Here is a 23,542-nt window from a genome sequence, read left to right on the forward strand (position 1 = left end):
GCACCTGAAACCGAATTTAAGGAAACACAGATAATGGCTATCGAGATCAAAGCCCCAACCTTCCCGGAATCGGTTGCCGATGGCACCGTTGCCACCTGGCACAAGAAGCCGGGCGAAGCCGTCAAGCGTGACGAGCTGATCGTCGACATCGAGACTGACAAGGTTGTCCTGGAAGTACTGGCGACTGCCGATGGCGTGCTGGGCGACATCGTCAAGGGCGAGGGCGATACTGTCCTGTCCGACGAATTGCTGGGTTCGATCGTTGAAGGCGGTGCTGCCGCCGCGCCTGCCGCGGCCGCCGCACCTGCAGCTGCTCCGGCCGCTGCCAGCGCTGACGCCGGCGAAGATGACCCGATCGCTGCCCCGGCTGCGCGCAAGCTGGCTGAAGAAAACGGCATCGACCTGGCGAGCGTGGCAGGTACCGGTAAAGGCGGTCGCGTCACCAAGGAAGACGTGGTTGCTGCTGTTGCCAACAAGAAGTCGGCACCTGCCGCGGCACCGGCTGCCAAGCCTGCCGCTGCTGCCGCTGCCCCGGTTGTCGCCGCCGCTGGCGACCGTACCGAGAAGCGCGTACCGATGACCCGCCTGCGTGCCAAGATCGCCGAGCGCCTGGTCGAAGCCCAGTCGAACATGGCGATGCTGACCACCTTCAACGAAGTGGACATGACCGAAGTCATGGCCCTGCGTTCGAAGTACAAGGACCTGTTCGAGAAGACCCACAATGGCGTGCGCCTGGGCTTCATGTCGTTCTTCGTCAAGGCCGCTACCGAAGCGCTGAAACGCTTCCCGGCGGTCAACGCCTCGATCGACGGCAACGACATCGTCTACCACGGCTTCGCCGACGTCGGTGTTGCCGTGTCCAGCGACCGTGGCCTGGTGGTGCCGGTGCTGCGTAACGCCGAGTCGATGAGCCTGGCTGAAATCGAGAACGGCATCGCTACCTTCGGCAAGAAGGCGCGTGACGGCAAACTGTCCATCGAAGAGATGACCGGTGGCACCTTCACCATCACCAACGGTGGCACCTTCGGTTCGATGATGTCGACCCCGATCGTCAACCCGCCGCAGGCCGCCATTCTCGGCATGCACAACATCATCCAGCGCCCGATGGCCATCAATGGCCAGGTCGTGATTCGCCCGATGATGTACCTGGCGCTGTCGTACGATCACCGCCTGATCGACGGCAAGGAAGCGGTAACCTTCCTGGTCACTATCAAGAACCTGCTGGAAGATCCGTCCCGCCTGCTGCTGGACATCTAACCCTCTGGCTGCGTACCGTGCCGGGCCTGGCCTCGCAAGAAGCCAGGCCGCGCGGTTCGCGGCTTGTAGCTTGTAGCTGATAAGGAATCTTTTATGACCCAGAAATTCGACGTAGTGGTAATCGGTGCAGGCCCAGGCGGCTATGTGGCTGCCATCAAGGCTGCCCAACTTGGTCTGAAGACTGCCTGTATCGAGAAGTACACCGACGCCGAGGGCAAACTGGCCCTGGGCGGCACCTGCCTGAACGTAGGTTGCATTCCTTCCAAGGCGCTGCTGGACAGCTCGTGGAAGTACAAGGAAGCCAAAGAGAGCTTCAACGTCCACGGTATCTCCACTGGCGAAGTGAAGATGGACGTCGCCGCGATGGTTGGCCGCAAGGCCGGCATCGTCAAGAACCTGACCGGTGGCGTTGCCACCCTGTTCAAGGCCAACGGCGTCACTTCGATCCAGGGCCACGGCAAGCTGCTGGCTGGCAAGAAAGTCGAAGTCACCAAAGCTGACGGCACCACCGAAGTCATCGAAGCCGAGAACGTGATCCTGGCGTCCGGCTCGCGCCCGATCGACATTCCGCCGGCTCCGGTCGACCAGAACGTCATCGTCGACTCCACCGGCGCCCTGGAATTCCAGACCGTACCGAAGCGCCTGGGCGTTATTGGTGCAGGCGTGATCGGCCTGGAGCTGGGCTCGGTATGGGCGCGCCTGGGTGCTGAAGTGACCGTCCTGGAAGCCCTGGACACCTTCCTGATGGCTGCCGACACCGCCGTGTCGAAAGAAGCCCAGAAGACCCTGACCAAGCAAGGCCTGGACATCAAGCTGGGCGCTCGCGTCACCGGCTCGAAAGTCAACGGCAATGAAGTCGAAGTGACCTACACCAACGCCGAAGGCGAGCAGAAGATCACCTTCGACAAGCTGATTGTTGCAGTCGGCCGTCGCCCGGTGACTACCGATCTGCTGGCTTCCGACAGCGGCGTGACCATCGACGAGCGTGGTTACATCTTCGTCGACGATTACTGCGCCACCAGCGTTCCGGGCGTGTACGCCATCGGTGACGTGGTACGCGGCATGATGCTGGCCCACAAGGCTTCGGAAGAGGGCATCATGGTCGTCGAGCGCATCAAGGGCCACAAGGCCCAGATGAACTACGACCTGATCCCGTCGGTCATCTACACCCACCCGGAAATCGCGTGGGTCGGCAAGACCGAACAGGCCTTGAAGGCCGAGGGCGTTGAGGTTAACGTGGGCACCTTCCCGTTCGCGGCCAGCGGCCGTGCGATGGCTGCCAACGACACCGGTGGTTTCGTCAAGGTCATCGCCGATGCCAAGACCGACCGCGTCCTGGGTGTTCACGTGATTGGCCCATCGGCTGCCGAGCTGGTGCAGCAGGGCGCAATCGCAATGGAATTCGGCACCAGTGCCGAGGATCTGGGCATGATGGTCTTCAGCCATCCAACCCTGTCCGAAGCGTTGCATGAAGCAGCGCTGGCGGTGAATGGCGGCGCCATTCACGTGGCCAACCGTAAGAAGCGTTAATTATAAGAAACCACGGCGGGCTGCCCGTCGTGAGTCTTGCGTGCATGACTCACCGCGGAAAGTCCGCCGGACCGGATCACACGGGGAACCCGGGGTCAACGGTCACAGGTGGTGCGGCGCCACTGATGGCGCAGCGCCGAAGCGCAGTACCTAACGAAGACGGTAAAAAGCATGAATCTTCACGAGTATCAGGGTAAGCAGCTGTTCGCTGAGTACGGCCTGCCAGTTTCCAAGGGTTTCGCAGTCGACACCCCTGAGCAAGCTGCAGAAGCCTGCGACAAGATCGGCGGGAACGAGTGGGTTGTAAAAGCCCAGGTTCACGCGGGTGGTCGCGGTAAAGCGGGCGGCGTAAAGCTGGTTCGCAGCAAGGAAGACGCCAAGGCGTTCGCTGCACAGTGGTTGGGCAAGAATCTGGTTACCTACCAGACCGATGCCAACGGTCAACCCGTCTCCAAGATTCTGGTCGAATCCTGCACTGACATCGCCAAAGAGCTGTACCTGGGCGCTGTAGTCGATCGTTCGAGCCGCCGTATCGTGTTCATGGCTTCCACCGAAGGTGGCGTGGACATCGAGAAAGTCGCTCACGAAACGCCTGAGAAAATCCTCAAGGCCACCATCGACCCACTGGTCGGCGCTCAGCCGTTCCAGGGTCGCGAGCTGGCATTCCAGCTGGGTCTGGAAGGCAAGCAAGTTCAACAGTTTGCCAAGATCTTCGTTGGCCTGGCCAAGCTGTTCAAGGATCACGACCTGGCGCTGCTGGAAGTGAACCCGCTGGTGATCAAGGCCGATGGCGACCTGCACTGCCTCGATGCCAAGATCAACATCGACGCTAACGCCATGTACCGTCAGCCGAAGCTGAAAACCTTCCACGACCCGTCGCAGGACGATGCCCGTGAAGCCCACGCTGCCAAGTTCGAACTGAACTACGTTGCCCTTGAAGGCAACATCGGCTGCATGGTCAACGGTGCCGGCCTGGCCATGGGTACCATGGACATCGTCAACCTGCACGGCGGCAAGCCGGCCAACTTCCTCGACGTTGGCGGTGGTGCTACCAAAGAGCGCGTAACCGAAGCGTTCAAGATCATTCTGTCCGACAGCAATGTCGCGGCCGTTCTGGTCAACATCTTCGGCGGCATCGTTCGCTGCGACATGATTGCCGAAGGCATCATTGGTGCAGTGAAAGAAGTCGGCGTAAAAGTTCCGGTCGTCGTTCGCCTCGAAGGCAACAACGCCGAACTGGGCGCTAAAGTACTGGCAGAAAGCGGTTTGAACATCATTGCGGCAACCAGCCTGACCGACGCTGCTCAACAAGTTGTCAAAGCTGCGGAGGGCAAGTAATGAGCGTCCTGATCAATAAAGATACCAAAGTCATCTGCCAGGGCTTCACCGGCTCGCAGGGTACTTTCCACTCCGAACAGGCCATTGCCTACGGCACCAAGATGGTCGGCGGCGTAACCCCAGGCAAGGGTGGCACCACCCACCTGGGCCTGCCGGTGTTCAACACCGTCAAGGAAGCCGTGGAAGCGACCGGCGCTGACGCTTCGGTCATCTACGTACCGGCTCCGTTCTGCAAAGACTCGATCCTGGAAGCTGCCTTTGGCGGCATCAAGCTGATCGTCTGCATCACCGAAGGCATTCCTACCCTGGACATGCTGGATGCCAAGGTCAAGTGCGACGAGCTGGGCGTAACCCTGATCGGCCCTAACTGCCCAGGTGTCATCACCCCGGGCGAGTGCAAGATCGGCATCATGCCAGGCCACATCCACTTGCCAGGCAAGGTCGGTATCGTTTCGCGTTCCGGCACCCTGACCTACGAAGCTGTGAAGCAGACCACCGACGCCGGCTTCGGCCAGTCGACCTGCGTCGGCATCGGCGGTGACCCGATCCCGGGCTCCAACTTCATCGACATCCTGAAGCTGTTCCAGGAAGACCCGAAGACCGAAGCGATCGTCATGATCGGTGAGATCGGCGGTTCGGCTGAAGAAGAAGCCGCGGCCTACATCAAGGCCCACGTTACCAAGCCAGTCGTTTCCTACATCGCCGGTGTTACCGCACCTGCGGGCAAGCGCATGGGCCACGCTGGCGCCATCATCTCCGGTGGCAAGGGCACCGCGGACGAGAAGTTCGCCGCCCTGCAGGACGCGGGTGTGAAAACCGTGCGTTCCCTGGCTGACATCGGCAAGGCCCTGGCCGAGCTGACTGGCTGGGAAGCCAAGAAGTAATACTGCTACACCCCCCACGCGCACAGAGGCCACCTTCGGGTGGCCTTTGTCGTTTGTGGGGTTTGTTTATTCCTGCACTGGCCTCTTCGCGGGCACAGGTGGCATGGATTTTTCGATGGGTTTAATAGGAATTTTCACACAGACGAAAGTTTCAATCCGAGGATAATGCCTGCTGTCCTCGGTCGCACAGACGACAAACATGTACGCACATCGGACAAGCAGCACTGTGCCAGTGCGTTTGACTGACAAAACAGTTACATTACGCGTTCACTCTGTGCCCGTACCCCAAAAGGGAACGACACGCTAAACGGGTCTGGCCTATCAAGCCGGGCAGCATTTCCCCTTACCCAAAGGGAAATCCCCTCTCGAATCCCGATTTCAGCAGTGTGGTACTACCTTAAAATGAAAGTTCTCAAAGGCCAGGATATCCTGGCGCTTGGCTTTATGACGTTTGCCCTTTTCGTGGGTGCAGGCAATATCATCTTCCCACCTATCGTCGGCCTGCAGTCTGGCCCGCACGTATGGATGGCGGCCTTGGGCTTCCTGGTCACGGCCGTGGGCCTGCCGGTCATCACCGTAGTCGCCCTGGCCAAGGTCGGTGGTGGCATGGACGCCCTGAGCAGCCCGATCGGCAAGTTCTTCGGTGGGTTGCTGGCCGCTGTATGCTACCTGTCGGTCGGCCCATTGTTCGCCACCCCGCGTACGGCGACCGTGTCGTTCGAAGTGGGCGTTGCGCCGCTGACCGGTGAAAGCCCGCTGGCGCTGTTCATCTACAGCCTGGTGTACTTCCTCGTCGTGCTGGCCGTGTCCATGTACCCTGGCAAGTTGCTCGACACCGTGGGCCGCTTCCTGGCACCGTTGAAGATCATTGCCCTGGCCGTACTGGGCATCGCTGCCTTCGCCTTGCCCGCCGGTACCATTGGTGAGGCGCAGCCTGCCTATGCCGCCGCTGCATTCTCCAAGGGCTTCTCCGATGGCTACCTGACCATGGATACCCTGGGTGCCCTGGTGTTCGGTATCGTCATTGTCAATGCCATTCGCTCGCGCGGTGTCGAGTCGCCGAGGCTGATTACCCGCTACGCCATCATCGCCGGCCTGATCGCCGGTGTCGGGCTGGCCCTGGTCTACATCAGCCTGTTCCGCCTGGGTGCCACCAGCCACGACATCGCGGCGGACGCCACCAACGGTGCGGCGGTGCTGCATGCCTACGTACAGCACACCTTCGGCTCCCTGGGCAGCGGCTTCCTGGCCGTGCTGATCGCGCTGGCCTGCCTGGTGACCGCGGTTGGCCTGACCTGTGCCTGCGCCGAGTACTTCAGCCAGATCCTGCCGCTGTCGTACCGCGCGCTGGTGGTGATCCTCGCCGGCTTCTCGCTGCTGATTTCCAACCTTGGCCTGACCAAGCTGATCATGTTCTCGATCCCGGTGCTCACCGCCATCTATCCGCCGTGCATCGTGGTGGTCGGCCTGAGCTTCGTGAAAGACCTGTGGAACTCGCCAACGCGCATCCTGGCACCCGTGATGCTGGTATCGCTTTTGTTCGGCATGGTCGATGCGATCAAGGGCAGCAGCCTTGCCCACGTGTTGCCAGACTTCATGGCGCACCTGCCATTGAGTGATGCCGGCATGGCCTGGCTGGTACCTTCGGTGGTGACCCTGATGGGGGCCGTGGCCTGCGACCGCATGCTCGGCAAGCCACGCGAGGCGCTGGCCTGACCGGACACGTCGAAGCCTGAGGGCGATACCGGCCACAAGCCGAGATGTGCGCGCCAAGGGTGAAAACAGGAGAGCCCCGTATCCGAAAGGATGCGGGGCTTTTTTAGTTTGCCTGTTACGGTCTGTTCACAGCAGGTCAGGCATTTTTTGACTGTGCAGGTGTGCCTTTTGCCGCTTGCCAGCGTCGAAATCCGGTCCCTATCCTTTGGGCACATGGCCCTTTCGGTAACCCTGCATGAACTTCATCCAAAGCAACCTCAACAACCTGCTGGCCATCGCCTGGTTCGCCCTGTGCTGGGGTGGTTATACCCGCTATGCGATCTGGAAGGGGCGGGACACCGCGTGCCTGGCCAGCGTACTGCACTTGTACCGCGAAGACTGGATGCGCCGCATGCTGCTGCGCGACAACCGCATCGCCGATGCCAGCGTGATCGGTAACCTGGAGCGCAACGCTTCGTTCTTTGCTTCCAGCACCCTGATCATTCTGGCTGGCATCCTCACCGTGCTCGGTGCCTCCGACCGGGCACTGTCGTTGCTGGCCGACCTGCCGCTGGTTCAGCAAACATCCCAGGGCATGTCGGAGATCAAGCTGCTGTGCCTGGCCATGGTATTTGTCTATGCGTTCTTCACGTTCAGCTGGTGCATGCGCCAATACAACTTTGCCGCCGTGCTGGTGGGGTCGGCGCCGATGATCGGCGAACGGCTGGTCAATGAGCTGGAGCGCAAGGCGTTCGCCTCCCGCGCGGCGCGGGTGCTGTCACTGGCCGCCAACCAGTTCAACTTTGGCCTGCGCTCGTATTACTTCGGCATGGCCATGCTGACCTGGTTCATCAGCCCTTGGCTGTTCATGGTGGTGAGTGTGGGCGTGGTATTGATCCTGTACCGCCGTGAATTCCATTCCGATGTACTGGAAGTCATGGTCTTCACGCCCACTGAAAGTGCCCCAACGGACGCGGGCAAGGAAAGCGCCGCTGGCAATGCTTGACCGACCAGGGGGCGCCGCTGGGTTGTCTAGCGGCTGCCAACCTGCGCCTGCAGCCAGGCAACTGTCGCCGGCGAGGCCTGGCTGAGGGGAATCGAAGCCTGGTGTACGCTGCCATCCCAGCCTTCCATGGTGATCCACAGTTCAGCATTGGGTCGGGTCTTGGGCGGAACCGGGACGGAAGCGCCCATGCTGTAGGGTGAACCGAAGAAAATGCTCCCGGCCGCCCGCAGGCTGCGTGGCTTGCCCACCCGCAGGTAGGTGGCCTTCACTTCGCCGATACAGTGGTTGCAGAGCGCCGCGCTGAAACTCTTGAAATACCCGGCTGGGCCTTCCTGGCGGGGCGCCGACGCACGGAATTCGGCCAGACGCAGGCTCCATGGGCCCACGGCGACCACACCTGCCTCACGCTCACCCAGCCCGGCTTCACCCTTGAACAACGCCTGGTCGGCAAAATACCTGGGCATGAACCCCAAGGGGATGAGTATCAGCAGGATGTTCAGGTGAAAGCGCCATTTCAGCCACAGGCGGCGTGAGGCCGAAGGTGCTTCGGTGGTAGTGGCTCGGCTCATCGGGCGGTCTCCGGCAGGTGGGCGTCTTGCGCGGCGTTGGCCGTTGGTGCGCTGCGCGGCTTGCGTTTGAGTGCGGCTGCAGTCGCCTGTGCGGTGCGCTTGCTCCAGATCAACAGGCCGCTGAGCACCATCAAGGTCAGCACCAGGCCAAATACGAACCAGATCATCTTGATCCACAGCCCGCCGAAGTCGCCTGTGTGCAACGGGCGCATGGATTCGGTGACGAACTCCAGCGACGTGCGATCATCCAGGGTGTGCGAGGTGGCGACCACGCCGGTGTACGGGTTGATGCTGGCGCTCTGGAACATCAGCGGGTACCAACCGCGGCCACGGATGTTGAAGGTGTCGTAGGCATTGCCGGGCAGGCGCACGAAGGATGCCTCGAAGCCGGGGATCTGCGCCTTTACCGTTTCGATGGCATGCTCCAGGCTGACCAGCCGGGGCGCTTCGCCAGCCTGCAGCAACGGTACGTCCTCGCGGGCTACCACGGCGGGTACGTCGCGGCTTGAGATCGAGATGTGGTTGTCGGCCAGCAACGCCTGGATGAGGAACCAGGTGCCGGTGATGGCGATCACGGCAATGAACCAGATCGACCAGATGCCGCTCAGGCGATGGAAGTCACCCCAGAAGATGCGGGCACCGTGGCCAAAGCGCAGGGTAGGTTTGAGAAAGCCTTTCCAGAAGCGTTTGTAGACGACCAGGCCGGTGACCAGCGAGGCAAGCATCGGCAAGCCCAGCAGAGAAACCAGGTACCACCCCCACGGGTAGCCGTTGCCGAAAGGCACCAGCCACCAGCCATGCAGGGCGCGGGTGAACTGGCGGAAGTCGAAGGAAGGGCTGATGCCCTGGACCTTGCCTGTATAGGGGTTCACGTAGAGGTTCTGGGTGGTGTTGTCCGGTTGCACCACCTGCACCTGCAGTGCGAAGTGCGACTCGTCCGGGCGCATGATGTATTGCACATCCAGCTCGGGGCGTGCTTCACGCAGGGCCTTGAGCACCTGGTCGTACGTCAGCAGTGGCGCATCATCGCTCGGCTTCGCCGCGCGGATCTCCGGTTTGGCCAGCCACACCAGCTCCTGGCTGACCACTGCCAGGGTGCCGGTGAAGCAGACGATCAGCACGAAGAACCAGATGGGCAGGGCCAGCCAGCTGTGAACCAGGAACCAGAGTTTCGAGCGTGACTTTTTGGACATAGGGGCCGGTGCCTTGTGGTGTGGGTGGCTTGCGCGTCGATCCCTCGCGGTATGAGGAAATGCCCGCCGCTACCCTTATGACGCGCGAGGGCAGGCAAACCGGAAAACCGTCTGTCATGCAGCACCCCAGGCCCCCGCTGAGCCTGCCTTTGCCAGTGGCCGTGGCGGGTTAATTTTCCCGGTGTTCCATCCGTTTCGTAGGGATAGCCGAGTCGTTACTCGAAACCCATGTGCACGGATGAAACCAGATGAATGTTGAGAAGTCCCTGAAGCTCGCCCGCCGTTTCATTGAGCTGCCGGTGGAAAAGCGGCGGCTGTTTCTCGAAACCCTGGCCAGCGAGGGTATCGACTTTTCACAATTCCCGATCCCTGCGGACGTCGCCGTCGACGATCGCCATGCACTGTCCTATGCCCAGCAGCGCATGTGGTTTCTGTGGCAACTGGACCCACACGGTGCCGCCTACAACCTGCCCAGTGCGGTGGTGTTGAAAGGGGCACTGGACACCTCGGCGGTACAGCGCGCGTTCGAGCAGGTACTGCAGCGTCACCAGGCCCTGCGCACTGTGTTCCAGACCCAGGGTGACTCCGTGGTGCAAGTGGTGCAGCCAGCGGCCATCGTCATTGAAGAACACGACCTTCAGGCGCTGGCCGCCGAGGCCCGCGACGCCGCCGTCGCGCAGGCGGTGCGGGACGAAGCCGGTTTGCCCTTCGACCTCCAGCAGGGCCCGCTGTTTCGCGTGCGCTTGCTGAAGCTGGCGGCCCAGGAGCATGTGCTGCTGTTGACCCTGCACCATATCGTCGCCGACGGCTGGTCGATGAACGTGCTCATCCAGGAATTCGTCCACGGCTACGACGCGTTGGTTCGCGGTCAGGTGCCGGTGCTGCCTGAGTTGCCGATCCAGTACAGTGACTATGCGCTGTGGCAGCGGCGTTGGCTGGAGGCCGGGGAGCAGGCGCGACAGCTGGTTTATTGGCAGGCCAAGCTGGGCGACCAGCACCCGGTATTGCAGTTGCCTGCCGACTACCCGCGCCCGCTGCATGCCAGCCGCCAGGGCCAGCGCCTGCCCATCGCGGTGCCACAGGGCCTGAGCGAGCGCCTGGCGGGCCTGGCGCGTCAGCAAGGGGTTACCTTGTTCAGTGTGCTGTTGGCCGGCTTCAAGCTGCTTTTGCAGCATTACAGTGGCCTGCAGGACATCCGTGTCGGGGTGCCGGTGGCCAACCGCAATCGCGAAGAAGTCGAGGGGCTGATTGGCGTATTCGTCAACACCCAGGTGTTGCGCACCGAGCTCGACCCGCAGATGTCCGTCGCCCAATTGCTGGCCGATATCCGCGAAACCACCCGCGCGGCCCAGAGCCACCAGGATTTGCCGTTCGAGCGTTTGGTCGAAGGCCTGCAGGTCGAGCGCAGCCTCAGCCATACGCCGTTGTTCCAGGTGTTGCACAACCATCAGGCGAACGTCGCCGACATCGGCGCCTTGCGCAGCGAATCAGGCCTCGAACTGCACGTGCTGGAGCGCCAGGAGCGCAGTGTCCAGTTCGAGCTCACTCTCGATACCGTGGAGCGCGACGGCCAGGTGCAGGCAGCGTTCACCTATGCCCGCGAATTGTTCGCCCCGGCCACCATCGAACGGATGGCGGGCCATTGGCTGAACCTGTTGCAAGCGATGGCCGCCGACCCGCTGGCGGCCATCGGCGACTTGCCGCTGCTGGGGGCCGGTGAGCGGCAGCGGCTGCTGCAGGCCAGCCAACCGGCAGCCAGCGAGTTCGCTGTAGACAGCGTGCTTGCGCTGTTCGCCACGCAGGTGGCGCAGCAGCCGCAGGCGCCGGCACTGGTGTTCGGCGACCGGCAACTGAGCTATGCCGAACTGGATGCCGATGCCAACCGGCTGGCACACCACCTGATCGAGTGGGGCGTCGGGCCTGAAGTACTGGTGGGTATTGCAGTCGAACGGTCGGTGGAGATGATCGTTGGCCTGCTGGCGATCCTCAAGGCCGGCGGTGCCTATGTGCCGTTCGACCCCGAGTACCCGCAAGAGCGGCTTGCCTACATGGTCGACGACAGCGGTGTTCAACTGCTGCTGACCCAGCAGGCGCTGCTGCCCCGCCTACCACAGGACACACACGTGCGCTACCTGGTGCTCGACCAGGCAGCAGAGGAACTGGCGCGCTTCAGTACGGCGGCTCCGCCTGCACGGCTGAATGCCGATAACCTGGCCTATGTCATCTACACCTCGGGCTCTACCGGGCGCTCGAAGGGTGTCACCATCAGCCATGGTGCCCTGGCCAACTACGTCCAGGCGGCCTTGCAGCGCCTGGCGCTGGGCCAGGCCGCGAGCATGGCGGTGGTCTCCACGCTGGCGGCCGACCTTGGCCACACCACCCTGTTCGGTGCACTGTGCAGCGGCAGCTGCCTGCATGTGATTCCCCTGGACATCAGCCTGGACGCCGAACGCTTCGCCGCCTACATGCACACACACGCCGTGGACGTGCTGAAAATCGTCCCTTCCCACCTGCAGGCATTGCTTGATGGCCCGCACCCGGCCCGGTCACTGCCGCAGCGTGCGCTGGTGCTGGGCGGCGAGGCGTGCCCCGCCGGGCTGATGGCGCAACTGGCGCAGCTGGCCCCGCACTGCACGCTGTTCAACCATTACGGCCCTACCGAAACCACCGTGGGCGCACTTGCCGATGCGGTCGAGGCGCTACCGGCGACGGGCCGCGCGCCGCTTGGGCGGCCGTTGGCCAACATGCAGGCTTATGTGCTGGACGCTTCGCTGCAACCGCTGAGCACCGGCTGCCAGGGCGAGTTGTATCTTGCCGGCGCAGGGGTGGCGCGAGGGTATCACCGCCGCGCGGCCATGACCGCCGAACGCTTCGTGCCCAACCCGTTCGGGGCCGCCGGTAGCCGTGTGTACCGTACCGGTGATCTGGCGCGGCAGTTGGCGAACGGCCAGGTCGATTACCTGGGACGGGTCGACCATCAGGTAAAGATTCGTGGTTACCGGATCGAACTGGGTGAAATCACCGACACCCTCAAGCGCCAACCCCGTGTGCACGACGCCGTGGCCGTTATCCACGGCACCGGCAGCGCGGCCCGTATCGTCGCCTACGTGGTCCCCGACAGCCAGGCCGACGCCCCGCAGGTGCTTGCCGAATTACACACGGCGCTGGCCAGGCAGCTGCCGGACTACATGCTGCCGAGCCGCTTCATGGCATTGCCCGGCATGCCACTGACACTCAACGGCAAACTCGATTTGCGTGCCTTGCCGGTGCCTGACGAAGGCCCGGCATTGGCCTACCGTGCCCCGCAGACCACCTTGGAGCAGCAGCTGGCGCTGATCTGGCAGGACGTGCTGAACGTCGCCCAGGTAGGGCTTGACGACAACTTCTTTGCCCTGGGTGGGCATTCGCTGCTGGCGACGCAGATCATCGCCCGGGTCCGGCGCATCCTGGGGCGTGACGTGCCGTTGCGCAGCCTTTTCGACAGCAACTCGCTACAGGGCTTTGCCGAACAGGTACTGAGCGCTGACGCGCAGCACGTCGAGCCGATCGCAGCGGTGCCGCGTGACCAGCCCCTCGTCGCTTCGCACGCCCAGCAGCGGCAATGGTTGTTCTGGCAGATGCAGCCGCACAGCACCGCCTACCACACGCCTATGGTCGTGCGCCTGCGCGGCGAACTTGATCGTGCCGCATTGACCCAGGCCTTCGCGATCCTCAGCGAGCGCCATGAAGCTTTCCGCACCACGTTCGTCGAGCACGATGGGGTGTTGCTGCAGCGCATCCAGCCTGCGGGTGAGTTACCGCTGGTCTGGGACTCACTGCCGGCAACGGCCGAGCTGGCACAGATACAGGCTCAGGTACTGGCCGAAACCCAGCGGCTGTTCGACCTCGGCACCGGCCCATTGTGGCGCGCCAAGGTGCTGCAGTTGGGCGAGCAGGACCACCTGCTGGTGGTCACCTTGCACCACATCATTTCCGATGGTGGCTCGATGAGCGTGATGGTGCGTGAGTTCGTTGCCCTGTACCAGGCCTTGCACCGGGGCGAGGCACCGGCGTTGGTCAAGCTGCCGATCCAGTACGCCGATTACGCCGCCTGGCACAAGCACTGGCTCGACCAGGGCGAGCTCCAGCGCCAGCTGGACTATTGGCGCGGGCAGTTGGGCTGCGAGCAGCCAATCCTGGAGCTGCCAGTCGACCACCCGCGCAGCGCGCTGAAAGACCATCGTCTGGGGCGGGTCGCATTCGCCCTGGACAACGATCTGGCACAGCGCCTGCGGCAGTTGGCGCGTGAGCATGAGCTGACCCTGTTCCAGCTGTTCCTCGGCGCATTTGCCCTGTTGTTGCAACGCTATTGCGAACAACCCGATGTGCGCATCGGCATACCGGTGAGCAACCGTAGCCGGCAAGAACTGGAAAACGTCCTGGGCTTTTTCGTCAATACCCTGGTCATGCGCGTCGAAGTGGACCCGGCCATGAGCGGCGCGGCGCTGCTCAGCCAGATCAAGGCCACGGCACTGGCCGGGCAGGCACATCAGGACCTGCCGTTCGACCGCCTGGTCGAAGCCTTGAACCCGCAACGCTCGCTGGACCGCAACCCGTTGTTCCAGGTGATGTACAACCACCTCAGCATCGCCGGCCAGCAGGTTGGCAGCACCAGCCTGGCAGGTTTGCATGCCGAGGAAATGACCCTGCAGGGTGGCACTGCGCAATTCGACCTGACCCTGGAAACCCTGGAGACGGACGCAGCGATCAACGTCTCGTTCCTCTACGCCGCCGAGCTGTTCGAAGCCGCTACCCTGCAGCGCATGGCTGAGCACTGGTGCAACTTGCTGCGTGGCCTGGCCGCCGACCCTGGCCAGGCTGTCGGCGAGCTGGCGTTGCTGGCGCCGCAGGAGCAGGCGGCGCTGTTGCAGGGCTGGCAGCAGGCTGCCCTGGCAACTGAGCCCGCGGCGGTTCACCAGCTGATTGCCGAGCAGGCACGGCGCCAGCCGCAAGCGGTAGCGCTGCTGTGCGGTGACCAGCAACTGAGCTACGGCCAGCTCGAAGCCCAGGCCAACCAGCTGGCACACCGCCTGCGGGCGCTGGGTGTCGGCCCCGACGTGCTGGTGGGCATCGCCCTGGAGCGGTCGCTTGACATGGTTGTCGGTTTGCTGGGCATTCTCAAGGCCGGGGGCGCGTTCCTGCCGCTGGACCCTCAGTACCCGGCAGAGCGCCTGGCCTACATGATGCAGGACAGCGGTATCGACCTGTTGCTCAGCCACAGCCGGGTGCTGCCCGGCCTGGACGTGCAGGCCGGCATTCGTACGCTGCTGCTCGACCAGCTGGTTGCGCAGCCAGGCGCCGAACATGCGCCCACCGTGGCATTGAGCCCACACAACCTGGCCTACGTGATCTACACCTCGGGTTCTACCGGCCAGCCCAAAGGTGTTGCGGTCGCACACGGGCCGCTGGCCATGCACTGCCTGGCCACCGGCCAATGGTACGAAATGACCCCGGCGGACCGTGAGCTGCATTTCCTGTCGTTTGCCTTCGACGGTGCCCATGAACGCTGGCTGACTTCGCTGGTCATGGGCGGCAGCCTGCTGCTGCGCGACGATGAGCTGTGGAGCCCAGAGCGCACCTACGAGGAAATGCGCCGCCATGGGGTGACCATGGCCGGTTTCCCCCCGGCTTACCTGCAACAGCTGGCCGAGCATGCGGCGCATGCCGGTAACCCTCCGCCGGTTCGTCTTTACAGCTTTGGCGGCGACGCCATGCCGCGGGCGACTTATGAGCGGGTGCAGCAAAGCCTGCAACCCCAGGTGATGATCAATGGCTACGGCCCCACCGAGACCGTGGTCACGCCGATGGTCTGGCGCACCCGCGCCGGCGATCATTGCGACAGCGCCTACGCGCCGATCGGCCAGCCTGTCGGCGCGCGCAGCGCGTGTGTGCTGGACGCCGCCATGGGCCTGCTGCCAGCAGGCGTGGCCGGGCAGTTGTACCTGGGCGGTACGGGCCTTGCCCGGGGCTACCTGGGGCGTCCAGGGCTGACGGCTGAGCGCTTCGTGCCCGACCCGTTCGGCACCGAGGGTGCGCGCCTGTACCGCACCGGTGATCAGGTTCGCCTGCGCGCCGACGGGCAGTTCGATTACCTGGGGCGGGTCGATAACCAGGTAAAAATCCGCGGCTTCCGTGTCGAGCTGGGCGAAATCGAGGCGTGCCTGCTGGCCTGCGCCGAGGTGCGCGAGGCCGTGGTGGTGGCCGTTGACGGGCCAAGCGGCAAGCAGCTGGCGGCTTACCTGGTACTGGCCGATAGCATTGCCGCACACGGGCCGGCCGAGCAGCGCGAGCAGCTCAAGGCAGCGCTGCGCCAGAACCTGCCGGACTACATGCTGCCGACCCACTGGCTGATGCTTGAACAACTGCCGTTGCTGCCCAACGGCAAGCTCGACCGCAAAGCACTGCCGGCACCCGACTTCAGCGCCTTGCAGCAGGCCTACGTTGCGCCGCGCAATGCCCAGGAGCTGCGTCTTGCCGAGTTGTGGCAGCGCGTGCTGAAGCTGCCGCAGGTGGGCGTGAGTGACAACTTCTTCGAACTCGGGGGTGACTCGATCATCTCGATCCAGCTGGTCAGTCGTGCGCGTCAGGACGGCCTGCTGTTCAGTGCCCGTGATCTGTTCGAGCATCAGACCGTGGCCGCACTGGCCAGCGTTGCCCAGGTCGGCGCATGCGAAGCGCAGGCCGACCAGGGGCCGCTCAGCGGTGAGCAGGTGCTGCTACCGGTGCACCAGCTGTTCTTTGCCCAGGTGATTCCGGCACGTCACCACTGGAACCAGTCGATTCTGCTTGAGCCACGGCAGCCCTTGAACGCTGCTGACCTGGACCAGGCCCTGCAAGCCCTGGTCGAGCACCATGACGCCTTGCGCCTGAGTTTCACAGCCGCCGATGACGGCTGGAAGGCGCGCTACCGCAGCCCCGCCCAGTGCGCCCAGGCGGCACTGCTATGGCAGGCCGCGGTGGCCGACGAAGGTGCGTTGCAAACCCTGGTAGAGCAGGCGCAGCGCAGCCTTGACCTGGAAAACGGGCCATTGCTGCGCGCGCTGCTGGCAACGCTGGCGAACGGCAGCCAACGCTTGCTGTTGGTCGTTCATCACCTGGTGGTGGACGGGGTGTCATGGCGCATCCTGCTGGAGGACCTGCAACAGGCCTACGCTGCCGTGCTTGCGGGTAACAAGCCGAACCTGCCCGCCAAGAGCCATTCCATGCAGGCATGGGCCAAGCGCCTGCAGGGGCATGCAGCGCACATGCAGGGCCAGCTTGGCTACTGGCGCGAGCAGTTGCTGGGGGGCGCCGCACTGCCACGTCGGCAGGTCACCGACCTGGCCGCAGCCAATCTGCAGTGCCACGCCCACACGGTCTACAGCCGCCTGGACCGGGCCTGGACCGAGCGGCTGCTGCGAGAGGCGCCGGCCGCCTACCGCACACGTGTCAACGACCTGCTGCTGGCAGCCTTGGTGCGGGTGATTGCAGGCTGGACCGGGCGCGACGAAGTCTCGGTGCTGCTGGAAGGGCATGGCCGTGAAGCGCTGTTCGACGACCTGGACCTCAGCCGCACGCTCGGCTGGTTCACCACGGTGTTCCCGCTGAAACTGGCGGTGCCCAGCGAGCTTTCGCACACCTTGAAGCAGGTCAAGCAGCACCTGCACAGCATTCCTGACAACGGCATCGGTTTCGGGGTGCTGGGCCAATGGGGCAGTGCCGAGGCGCGCCAGCAGTTGGGCCAGGCACAGCTGCCGGAAATCACCTTCAACTACCTGGGCCAGTTCGATGGCAGCTTCGATCAGGCCGAAGCGCTGTTCGTGCCGGCCAGGGAAGACAAGGGCGCCGATCACGACGCGCAGGCCCCGCTGGGCAACCTGTTGAGCCTCAATGGCCAGGTGTACGGCGGTGAGCTGAGCCTGGGCTGGACCTTCAGTCGCGAGCTGTTCGATAGCGCCACCCTTGAGCGCCTGGCCGCAGATTACACCCGCGAGTTGCAGGCGTTGATCGAGCACTGCTGCACACCGGGGGTGTGCGGCGTGACGCCGTCCGACTTCCCGCTGGCGCGCCTGTCGCAAACCCAGCTGGACCAACTGCCAGTGCCCGCGGCCGAGATTGCCGACCTCTATCCGCTGGCGCCGATGCAGCAGGGCATGCTGTTCCACGCCTTGTACGAGCAGCAGGCGGGGGATTACGTGAACCAGATGCGCGTGGATGTCGACGGCCTGGATGTCGAGCGTTTCCGCCGTGCCTGGCAGGCTGTACTGCAGCGCCACGATATCTTGCGCACGCAGTTTTACTGGGAGCACGAGCAGGCCCTGCAGGTGGTGCGCAAACACGTTGAACTGCCGTTCGTGGTGCACGACTGGCAGGGGCGCGACGGCCTCGAGGCCGCCCTCGAGCAACTGGCGCTCGACCAGCGCCAGCAGGGCTTCGACCTCAGCCAGGCGCCGTTGCTGCGCCTGGCACTGGTGCGCACCGCCCCGGCCCGACAGCACTTGCTCTATACCAGCCATCACATCCTCATGGATGGCTGGAGCAACTCCCAGCTGTTGGGCGAAGTGCTGCACCAGTACGCCCTGCTGGGCGACGGGCAACCCTCGGCATTGCCACCGGTCACCAGCCGCTACAGCGATTACATCGACTGGCTGGGACGGCAGGACACCGCTGCCGGTGAAGCGTTCTGGAAAGACTGCCTGCGCGACTTGCAAGGGCCCACCCGCCTGGCGCAGGCCATTGCCTACGAGGCCCAGGCCGAAGCCGGGCAGGGCTACGCCGAACATCTGCAGGTGATCGATGCCGCCACCACCGGGCAGCTGGTGGCCCTGGCGCGCCAGCACAAGGTTACCCTCAACACCTTGCTGCAAGGGGCCTGGTTGCTGCTGCTGCAACGCTATACCGGGCAGGACAGCGTCACGTTCGGGGCCACGGTTGCCGGGCGCCCGGCTGCGCTCACGGGCATCGAGCAGCAGGTGGGCCTGTTCATCAACACCTTGCCGGTCACTGCCAGCCCGGCCCCGCAGCTGCCGTTCGCGCAATTCCTGCAGCAGTTGCAGGCGCAGAACGTGGCCATGCGCGAGTTCGAACACACCCCGCTGTTCGACATCCAGCGCTGGAGCGGGCAGGGCGGCGAGGCCCTGTTCGACAACATCCTGGTCTTCGAGAACTACCCCGTTTCCGAAGCCCTGCGGCAGGGTGCCCCGGCAGGCTTGAGCTTCGGCGAGGTCTACAGCCGCGAACAGACGCATTACCCGCTCACCTTGTCGATCAGCCAAGGGCAGACCTTGCAGTTGCACTACAGCCATGCGCTGGAGCATCTGCAGCGCCCGGCGCTGGCTGCGCTGGCCGACAACTTCCAGCATGTGTTACAGCAGTGCCTGAGCTTGCCGCTGGACAGCTGCCTGGGCGCGTTCAGCCTGGTAGCCCCTGCTACCCGCGAAGGGCTGTTGCAGCACGTCAACCAGACGGCTGCCGATTACCCGCTGCAGCACAGTTATGCCGAACTGTTCGAAGCCCAGGTGGCCCGTACCCCGCAGGCGGTCGTTGCGCGCTGCGGCAACCGGCACTACAGCTACAGCGAGCTCAACCGCCGTGCCAACCGTGTGGCCCACGGGCTGATTGCCCTGGGCGTCGGCCCTGATCAGCCAGTGGCATTGCTGGCGCCGCGTAGCCTTGAGTTGCTGGGCATGATGGTGGGCACATTCAAGGCCGCCGCCGGCTACCTGCCACTGGACCCTGGCTTGCCACAACAACGCCTGAGCCATATCGTCGCGTTGAGCCGCACCCCGGTGCTGCTCTGCACCGAGGCGTGCCAGGCGCAGGCCGAGGCGTTGCTGCACGCGCTGGATGAAGCACGGCGGCCGCAACTGCTGGTGCTGGAAACACTCGACCGGCCTGACAGCGCCGAGCACGATCCGCAGCGCTACAGTGGCCCGCAGCACCTGGCGTACGTGATTTACACCTCAGGCTCGACCGGCCAGCCCAAAGGGGTGATGGTCGAGCAGGCGGGGATGCTCAACAACCAGCTGAGCAAGGTGCCTTACCTGGGCCTGGGGCCGGACGACGTAATTGCCCAGACCGCGTCGCAGAGCTTCGACATCTCGGTGTGGCAGTTCCTTGCAGCGCCACTGTTTGGTGGCTGTGTGCAGATTGTGCCGAACGAACTGGCGCACGATCCCGAAGCCTTGCTGGAGCATGTGCGCGAGCAGCGCATCAGTGTGCTGGAGAGCGTGCCGTCGTTGATCCAGGGCATGTTCCAGGCCCCGGCCATTGCGGTGCCGACGCTGCGCTGGATGCTGCCCACTGGCGAGGCGCTGGCACCGGAGCTCGCCCGTCAATGGTTGCAGCGCTATCCCGATGTCGGGTTGGTCAATGCCTATGGTCCGGCCGAATGTTCCGATGACGTGGCCTTCTTCCGCGTCGACCTGGCGAGCACCCAAGGCGTGTACCTGCCCATTGGCAGCCCGACCGACAATAACCGCCTGTATGTGCTGGACGCCGCGCTGGAGCTGGCGCCGCTGGGCGTTACCGGGGAGCTGTGCGTGGCAGGCACCGGCGTGGGCCGAGGCTATGTCGGGGACCCACTGCGTACTGCCCAGGCCTTTATTCCGCACCCTTGCGGGGCGCCCGGCGAGCGCCTGTACCGGACGGGCGACCTGGCCCGGCGCCGTGCCGACGGCGTGCTGGAGTACGTCGGCAGGGTCGATCACCAGGTCAAGGTCCGCGGTTTCCGTATCGAGCTGGGCGAGATCGAAGCCGCGTTGCTCGACAGCGATCAGGTACGCGAAGCGGTGGTGATGGCCCAGCCCGGCGCCAACGGGCCGCAGTTGGTGGCCTATTGTGTGGCGGATGACGCTGTGGCTGCCGACGCGCTCAAGCAACAGCTCAAAGCCCGCCTGCAAGCCCGCCTGCCGGACTACATGGTACCCGTGCACTGGGTGCTGATGGCGCGCCTGCCGCTGACGCCGAACGGCAAGGTAGACCGCAAGGCGCTGCCGCTGCCGGACATGAGTCAGGCACGCCAGGCCTATGTTGCCCCGCGCAGTGAACTGGAGCAGCAGCTGGCCGCGATCTGGCAGGACGTGCTCAAGCTCGACCAGGTAGGCGTGGACGACAACTTCTTCGAGCTGGGCGGCGATTCGATCGTTTCGATCCAGGTGGTCGGGCGCGCCCGCCAGGCCGGCATCGCCTTCAGCCCCAAGGATGTTTTCGAGCAGCAGACGGTGCAGGGCCTGGCGCGTGTCGCTCGGCGGGGTGCCGCTCAGCAGCAGATCGACCAGGGCCCGGTCAGCGGTGAGTTGCACCTGCTGCCGGCCCAGGCCGAGTTCTTCGCGCTGGCTATTCCAGCGCGCCATCACTGGAACCAGTCGGTGCTGCTGGACACCCTGCAGCCGCTGGATGCCGACCAACTGGAACACGCCCTGCGCCATTTGGTGGTGCACCATGACGGCTTGCGCCTGAAGTTCGACGACAGCGAACAGGGCTGGCGCGCCAGCTTCGGCGAAGCGCACGTGCGCCACGCCCTGTTGTGGCAGCGTGACTGCGCCGATGCGCAGGCGCTGGAGGCACTGTGCAACCAGGCCCAGGCCAGCCTGTGCCTGGGCAACGGCGACCTGGTGCGTGCGGTGCTGGTCACGCAACCGGGCGAGTGCCAGCGCTTGTTGCTGGTGATCCATCACCTGTTGGTCGACGGGGTGTCCTGGCGGATCCTGCTGGAAGACCTGCAGCGTGCTTATCGTCAATGCGTGGCGGGCCAAGCGGTGGTGCTGCCGGCCAAGACCAGTTCGCTCAGGGACTGGGCCGGGCAGTTGCAGGCCTATGCCCGCAGCGAAGGGCTTGGCCGCGAGCTGGCCTACTGGCAGGCGCAATTGCAGCACGACCACGCCGAGCTGCCATGCGACCACCCGGGCGGCGGGCAACAACGCCGACGTGCGCGCACGGTCAGCACGCAACTTGACCGCGAAGTGACCCGGCAGCTTCTGCAGGAGGCTCCGGCCACCTATCGTACGCAGGTCAACGACTTGCTGCTGACTGCGCTGGCGCGCGTGGTAGGCCGCTGGAGCGGCCAGGCCGCGACGCTGATCCAGCTGGAAGGGCATGGCCGCGAAGAACTGTCCGCCGACCTTGACCTCAGCCGCACCGTCGGCTGGTTCACCAGCCTGTACCCGGTGTGCCTGCGCGTCGAGGGCGAGCTGGGCGCGTCGATCAAGCAGGTCAAGGAGCAGCTGCGCGCCATCCCCAACAAAGGCCTGGGTTACGGTGTGCTGCGTTACCTTGGCAGTGACGACCAGCGTCAGGCCCTGCAAGGCCTGGCAACACCCCGCATCACCTTCAACTACCTGGGGCAGTTCGACGCCAGCTTCGATGGCGCCGGTGATGCCTTGCTGCAACCTTCCCTGCTGGGCGTCGGCGCCGAACAGAGCGCTGACGCGCCGCTGGAAAACTGGCTCAGCCTCAATGGCCAGGTCTATGGCGGTGAGCTGCGCATGGGCTGGACGTTCAGCCTGGACCTGTTCGACGAACAGACCGTGCAACGCCTGGCGGACGATTACGGGCGCGAGCTGCGCAGCCTGGTCGCGCATTGCCTGCAGGCCAACGAGGCCGGTGAACAGGGCATGACACCTTCGGACTTCCCGCTGGCGGGCCTGAGCCAGGCCCAGCTCGATGCGTTGCCGGTACCGGCGGCGCAGGTCGAAGACATCTACGCGCTGTCGCCGATGCAGCAAGGCATGCTGTTCCACTCGCTGTACGAGCAGGGCAGCGGTGACTACATCAACCAGATGCGTGCCGATGTGCAGGGGCTGGATGCCGAACGCCTGCGCGCTGCCTGGCAGGCCGTGTACGACCGCCACGAGGTGCTGCGCGCCAGTGTGCTGTGGCAGGGCCAGCAGCAACCGTTGCAGGTCATCCACAAGCACCTGGCCGTGGCGCTGGTGTACCAGGACTGGCGCGAGCGGCTGGCGCTGCCCACCGCACTCGACCAGTTGGCCAACGCCGAACGCCTGCGCGGGTTCGATTTGGGCAAGGCGCCGCTGCAACGTATCCAGGTGATCCGTATTGGCGACGATCGCTACCACCTGATCGACACCAACCATCACATCCTCATGGACGGTTGGAGCTATTCGCAGCTGCTGGGGGAGGTACTCGAACAATACGGCGCCCAGGCCCGCGGCGAGCTTCGCCCAGCGGCGCCGGCAGGGCGTTACCGCGATTACATCGGCTGGTTGCAGCGCCAGGATGCGCAGGCCAGCGAGCAGTTCTGGAAAGCCCGCCTGGCCGACCTGGAACAGCCCACCCTGCTCAGCCGCAGCCTGGCGACCGGCCAGCCATTGGCCGACGCCGGCATGGCCGGGCAAGGGCAGGTCGTCCTGCTGCGTGATCGCCAGCAGACCCGCCAGCTCAGTGATTTCGCCCGGCAGCACAAGGTCACGCTCAATACCTTGATGCAAGGTGCCTGGTTGCTGCTGTTGCAGCGTTATACCGGGCAGGCGGCGGTCGCATTCGGTGTCACCGTAGCGGGGCGCCCTGCCGAGCTGCGCGGCGTCGAAGGGCACATCGGGCTGTTCATCAACACCTTGCCGGTGGTTGCCAGCCCGCGTCCGGAACAACCCCTGGCGCAATGGCTGCAAGCGTTGCAAAGCCTCAATCTGCAATTGCGTGAGCACGAGCACACGCCTTTGTTCGAGATCCAGCGCTGGGCCGGTCACGGCGGCGAGGGCCTGTTCGACAGCATCATGGTGTTCGAGAACTACCCAGTCTCGGAGATCCTCCAGCAAACGGCACCCGAGGGGCTGCGTTTCGATGCGGTGCACAACCATGAGCAGGCCAACTACCCATTGACCCTGGCGGTCAACCAGGGCGAGACGCTGTCGGTGACCTTCGGCTACGACCGTGGCTGCTTCGCTGCCGTGCAGGTCGAGCAACTGGCTGGGCACCTGCGGCAGTTGCTGGAGCAGATTGTCGAGGCCTCGGCGCACCAGGCGCTGGGCAGCCTGACGCTGCTCGATGCGCAACAGCAGCAGGCCACCTTCGCCCAGTGGAACCCGGCCCCCG

The 23,542-nt window shown here is 64.3% G+C and carries 9 protein-coding genes; 7 read left to right on the forward strand and 2 right to left on the reverse strand.

Annotation, left to right across the window (positions count from 1 at the left end; all coding sequences use genetic code 11):
* The first annotated feature begins 33 nt into the window (after positions 1–33).
* The 6 genes from odhB (at position 34) to LVS58_RS23415 (ending at position 7,710) form a co-directional block, all read left to right on the forward strand.
* Positions 34–1,257: a 2-oxoglutarate dehydrogenase complex dihydrolipoyllysine-residue succinyltransferase gene (odhB, locus tag LVS58_RS23390; protein ID WP_233693023.1), complete on the forward strand. Its 1,224-nt coding sequence runs from the start codon at positions 34–36 to the stop codon at positions 1,255–1,257.
* Positions 1,258–1,350: 93 nt separating this feature from the next.
* The gene (gene lpdA, locus LVS58_RS23395) at positions 1,351–2,787 is read left to right on the forward strand and encodes a dihydrolipoyl dehydrogenase (RefSeq protein ID WP_233693024.1); all 1,437 of its coding nucleotides are present in this window, start codon (positions 1,351–1,353) and stop codon (positions 2,785–2,787) included.
* Between the two features lie 171 nt (positions 2,788–2,958).
* Entirely contained in the window at positions 2,959–4,125 is a 1,167-nt protein-coding gene (sucC, locus tag LVS58_RS23400) for an ADP-forming succinate--CoA ligase subunit beta (protein ID WP_003254205.1), read from the forward strand.
* A complete protein-coding gene (sucD, locus tag LVS58_RS23405) occupies positions 4,125–5,009 on the forward strand; it encodes a succinate--CoA ligase subunit alpha (RefSeq protein WP_003254203.1) in 885 nt (294 codons plus the stop codon). The genes sucC and sucD overlap by 1 nt, the downstream gene beginning before the upstream one ends.
* Before the next feature lie 402 nt (positions 5,010–5,411).
* Positions 5,412–6,725: a branched-chain amino acid transport system II carrier protein gene (gene brnQ / locus LVS58_RS23410; RefSeq protein ID WP_233693025.1), complete on the forward strand. Its 1,314-nt coding sequence runs from the start codon at positions 5,412–5,414 to the stop codon at positions 6,723–6,725.
* 235 nt (positions 6,726–6,960) lie between these two features.
* Positions 6,961–7,710, forward strand: a complete 750-nt coding sequence (locus tag LVS58_RS23415; RefSeq protein WP_003254200.1) for a DUF599 domain-containing protein — start codon at positions 6,961–6,963, stop codon at positions 7,708–7,710.
* Between the two features lie 26 nt (positions 7,711–7,736).
* Here LVS58_RS23415 and LVS58_RS23420 read toward each other — a convergent pair whose 3' ends face one another.
* Positions 7,737–8,279: a thiamine pyrophosphate-binding protein gene (locus LVS58_RS23420; RefSeq protein WP_233693026.1), complete on the reverse strand. Its 543-nt coding sequence runs from the start codon at positions 8,277–8,279 to the stop codon at positions 7,737–7,739.
* Positions 8,276–9,472: a PepSY-associated TM helix domain-containing protein gene (locus LVS58_RS23425; protein ID WP_233693027.1), complete on the reverse strand. Its 1,197-nt coding sequence runs from the start codon at positions 9,470–9,472 to the stop codon at positions 8,276–8,278. The genes LVS58_RS23420 and LVS58_RS23425 overlap by 4 nt, the downstream gene beginning before the upstream one ends.
* A gap of 248 nt (positions 9,473–9,720) precedes the next feature.
* Here LVS58_RS23425 and LVS58_RS23430 point away from each other — a divergent pair.
* Positions 9,721–23,542, forward strand: a 13,822-nt coding sequence (locus tag LVS58_RS23430) for a non-ribosomal peptide synthase/polyketide synthase (protein WP_233693028.1), incomplete at its 3' end; no start/stop codon positions are given.

Source organism: Pseudomonas sp. JR33AA, from assembly GCF_021378985.1.
Lineage (GTDB): Bacteria > Pseudomonadota > Gammaproteobacteria > Pseudomonadales > Pseudomonadaceae > Aquipseudomonas > Aquipseudomonas alloputida.

Coding starts and splice junctions, on each gene's coding strand:
- odhB (WP_233693023.1), top strand. CDS start 34: ATGGCTATCGAGATCAAAGCCCCAACCTTCCCGGAATCGGTTGCCGAT.
- lpdA (WP_233693024.1), top strand. CDS start 1,351: ATGACCCAGAAATTCGACGTAGTGGTAATCGGTGCAGGCCCAGGCGGC.
- sucC (WP_003254205.1), top strand. CDS start 2,959: ATGAATCTTCACGAGTATCAGGGTAAGCAGCTGTTCGCTGAGTACGGC.
- sucD (WP_003254203.1), top strand. CDS start 4,125: ATGAGCGTCCTGATCAATAAAGATACCAAAGTCATCTGCCAGGGCTTC.
- brnQ (WP_233693025.1), top strand. CDS start 5,412: ATGAAAGTTCTCAAAGGCCAGGATATCCTGGCGCTTGGCTTTATGACG.
- LVS58_RS23415 (WP_003254200.1), top strand. CDS start 6,961: ATGAACTTCATCCAAAGCAACCTCAACAACCTGCTGGCCATCGCCTGG.
- LVS58_RS23420 (WP_233693026.1), bottom strand. CDS start 8,279: ATGAGCCGAGCCACTACCACCGAAGCACCTTCGGCCTCACGCCGCCTG.
- LVS58_RS23425 (WP_233693027.1), bottom strand. CDS start 9,472: ATGTCCAAAAAGTCACGCTCGAAACTCTGGTTCCTGGTTCACAGCTGG.